Raw genomic sequence first — 3,780 nt, forward strand, 5'->3', positions numbered from 1 at the left:
GTTTACGATTTTTACCATCACTTTCAAAAGCGGAATCCAGATGATTGTCATGGCGACATTAAAAATTGTGTGGGCGTTTGCAATCTGCCTTGAAATTGCGGAAATCTCGATTCCTTTCGGGCTGACAGCTTGAACGAATTTCGCAAAAATCGGAATTATCCAGATGAAAATCAGTGCGCCGGAAATATTGAAAAGGCTGTGGGCGACTGCGCTTCGCTTTGCATTTTTCGACTGTCCGATTGAGGCGAGGATTGCCGTTATTGTCGTTCCGATGTTGTCGCCGAGAAGAATCGGGATTGCACCGGAAAGTCCGATTACGCTTGTCATTCCGTCACCTGTGTTCTGGGAAGCAAAATTTTGAAGGACTGCAATCGTTGCACTGGAACTTTGAACGATTACAGTCATCAGCGTGCCGGTCAGAACTCCGAGAATCGGAATGTCGGAAACTTTTTCCATCATCTGAATGAACAAGGGGCTTTTTGCAAGCGGTTTCATAACGCCGCCCATTGTTTCAATTCCCAAAAACAAAAGGCCAAAAGCAAAAATGCTTATTCCTATATTTTTCCACTTTTGATTTTTTACTATGAATGACAGTAAAAATCCGATGAAAATAAAAACATAGATATAATTTGAAAGCTTGAATGCAATGATTTGAGCCGTAATCGTCGTACCGATGTTTGCACCAAAAATGATTGCGATTGCGACAGGAAGGCTCATCACTCCCGCCGAAACAAATCCGATGACCATTACGGTTGTCGCACTGGAGCTTTGCAAAATTGCGGTTGAAAAGGCCCCGACCAGAACGCCCAGCAGAGGATTTTTTCCGATTAGGGACATGACATTTTTGATTCTAGAACCAGCCGCTTTTTTCAGGCTTTCGCTCATCATGTTCATTCCGAACAGGAACATAGCAAGGCCACCCAAAAGCCCGAAAATAATTTTCACATTTGTATTCATAAACACCTCGTTTGCATCCGAGTGTAGTTTATGAATGTTAGATTATAATGAAAAAAATGTTAAATTTGGGTAAAATTCTGTATTAAAAAAGCGCCTCAAGTAGCGGGCGTCCACATAACACATTCTTTATCCGCCGGGACGGAATCCAGCAGTTCAAGAATTCAGGAAATGCCGCCCTCAACATAAACCTTTCTCCCTGGCTTGCAAAAAATGTGGACGCGTACTACAAGCATGAATTCGGCATTGAAACGCTCAGCTTAAAGGGCTGGCCTGTCGGTCCCAAAGACACGGCTTCTTTCCTTCGAATGGTGGGGGAAAAACTCGGAATCGAAAAGGAGCTTGTTGAAAAAGCCGTGCATGAAGAAGAGCTGTATGTCTACGAATATTTGGACTCTCTTTTCGGAAACTTTGAGCGGCACCGCTTCATTCTGGTGGGTGAAAGCGCAAAGTCACTTGGAATCGCCAGATTTTTGGTCAATGTTCATGGACACATTCCCCTTGCTGTGATTCTGACAGATTCGGTATACGAAAAAGACAAGGAGAAAATCCGCACTGAGATTCAGAATCTTGATTGTTCCCGCAAGGCAGATGTCTATTTTGAGAATGATGTCTATGAAATCGAGCAGATTGCGCTCAAATACGACGGCCGGGCAACTCTTTTTATGGGAAGTTCTTATGAGAAAAAAATCGCCCAGAAACTGAACGCCTTTTTTGCAATCACATCAAATCCCTGTCTGGACAAGGAGATTTTAAACCGCTCCCACATCGGAAGCCGCGGTGCAGTCTCATTGATGGAAGATTTGTACAATCATTTTTAGAGTTAGATTTTGATTCAGATGAATAAGTCAAGAATCCTCGACATGACTGAAGGAGCCATCCTTCCTCAGATTGCAGCTTTTGCCCTTCCTCTCTTTGCCGGAAACATGTTCCAGCAGTTCTACAACACGATGGACTGTTTTGTCGTGGGAAAATTCTTAGGGAAGGACGCACTTGCGGCCATCGGGGCTTCCTCCCAGTTCGTCTTCACCGTAATAGGCTTTTTCGCGGGATTTTCCACTGGAGCTCAGGTCGTGATTTCCCAGGCCTTTGGGGCAAAAGATATCGGCCGCCTGCAGAATGCGATTCACACGGCAATTCTCAGTTCGTTCTTCATCAGCCTGATTATGACGGTGGCGGGAATTGCCCTGTCTCCTTTTGTGCTGCGCCTGATTTCAGTTCCAGAAAGCGTTTTTGAGCCAGCTCTGTCTTACCTCAGGATTTATTTTGCCGGAATCAGCTTCCTAATTCTCTACAACATTGGCTCAGGAATTCTTCGTGCTCTGGGAGACTCACGGCGTCCGCTTTATTTCCTCTTCTTTTCTTCGCTCGTGAACATCGCCCTTGATTTTATTTTTGTTCTGGGCTTCAAATGGGGAATAAAGGGTGCGGCTTGGGCCACGGTGATTTCAGAAGGTCTTTCGATTCTTCCTGTGTTTTTCGTCCTGATGAAAAGCGACGATGTTTTTAAAGTCCAAGTCAGAAGACTCAGAATTGACTTCAAGATTTTGAAGGAAATACTTCGAATCGGGCTTCCCGGAGCAATCGCTTCCTCAATTACGGCCTTTTCCAACACTTTCATCCAGAAGTATGTGAACGCCTTTACTTCTTCCTGTGCGGCGGGCTGGGCTGTCTTCGTTCGGCTGGATCAGCTCATGCAGGGCGTGATGCAGAGCATTGCTTTTGCGGCTATGACTCTTGCGGGGCAAAATTTCGGTGCCGGAAAAATCATGCGTATCAGGCAGGGAATCAAATCAGCCCTTTCCATGAAGCTTGCGCTTGTGGCTTTCTTTGCGATTATTTTTTTCATTTTTGCAGAGCTTCTGACTTCGATTTTTATTGATGATGCAGAATCCATCCGTTACGGGGCGATTTTCATCAGATGCACGGCTCCCTTCTACATCCTCTGCGCCGTGTGCATGTTTTTTGCCCAGGTTCTTCGGGGGCTTGGAATTTCACTGGCTCCAACGGTCATCACCTTCGCGGGCTTCGTGCTCTTGCGGCAGACTTTCCTTTTTGTGTCCACCCGCCTGACTTCCAGCTTTTATGTGGTTTCAATCGCATATCCCGTGGTCTGGATTTTCACTTCCATTGCCATGATATGCTGCTATAGATTTCACTGGAATAATTTAAGGGAGCGAATATGACAAAAATCCGACACGCGAGTCTAAATGACCTTGAAAAACTGAGCGAGGTTGAATCCCTCTGCTTTCCACCAGCTGAGGCTTGCATTCTAAAAAATTTAATAAAGCATCTCCTTTAAAAACAAAAAAAGCACTGAGCCGAGGCGGTATGGTAAGAACTCAGTGCTTTTGGTTGTCTGCGCGATTTTCTTTGTTTTGAATTCTGGAAGAGGCACAAAATTCTTCACAAAAAAGAAAATCGAACTTACCGAACGCAGTTATAAAATAATTTCCGATTCTGTACAAATACTTTTTTCCGATAACCTCAATAAAATTTTCATATACATATTTTTTCCTTATAGCTATTATAGAAAACTTGTATTTCTCAAACCTGTCATTTTTCTGTATAAATTTTTCTACCTTCTTTTTTTGAGGGAAAAATACACGAACAAGGAGAAATAAGTATGATAAATCATGTAAAGAGAGAAAACGGACAAGGTGAGCTTCGCTTCTTGGTAAAATCACTGAAAGAAAAACTCAGTAATTTTATTGAGGCAATGGCAATGGGCCATAATTACAACTATATACATGGGAACCAGTTCATTTACTGTACTCTGATTGTCGTTATGCTTTCTTTTTCATTTATAGGCTGCTCAAAAAAAAC

The 3,780-nt window shown here is 43.4% G+C and carries 4 protein-coding genes; 3 read left to right on the forward strand and 1 reads right to left on the reverse strand.

Annotation, left to right across the window (positions count from 1 at the left end; translation table 11 throughout):
* Nucleotides 1-957 (reverse strand): Na/Pi cotransporter family protein (locus tag B2089_RS00965; RefSeq protein WP_296685438.1); only part of this gene is annotated, 957 nt, incomplete at its 3' end.
* A 128-nt stretch (nt 958-1,085) separates the two neighbouring features.
* On the opposite strand from B2089_RS00965, the gene B2089_RS00970 reads away from it, so the two are divergent.
* The 3 genes from B2089_RS00970 to B2089_RS00980 form a co-directional block, all read left to right on the forward strand.
* The gene (locus B2089_RS00970; RefSeq protein ID WP_296685444.1) at nt 1,086-1,775 is read left to right on the forward strand and encodes a nitrogenase component 1; all 690 of its coding nucleotides are present in this window, start codon (nt 1,086-1,088) and stop codon (nt 1,773-1,775) included.
* 18 nt (nt 1,776-1,793) lie between these two features.
* Nucleotides 1,794-3,140, forward strand: coding sequence for an MATE family efflux transporter (locus B2089_RS00975; RefSeq protein ID WP_296685440.1), 1,347 nt, complete (start codon nt 1,794-1,796; stop codon nt 3,138-3,140).
* Nucleotides 3,141-3,580: 440 nt separating this feature from the next.
* The coding region (locus B2089_RS00980; RefSeq protein ID WP_296685442.1) for a hypothetical protein at nt 3,581-3,780 on the forward strand (200 nt) is incomplete at its 3' end.

This window comes from Treponema sp. UBA3813, assembly GCA_002368605.1.
Lineage (GTDB): Bacteria > Spirochaetota > Spirochaetia > Treponematales > Treponemataceae > Treponema_D.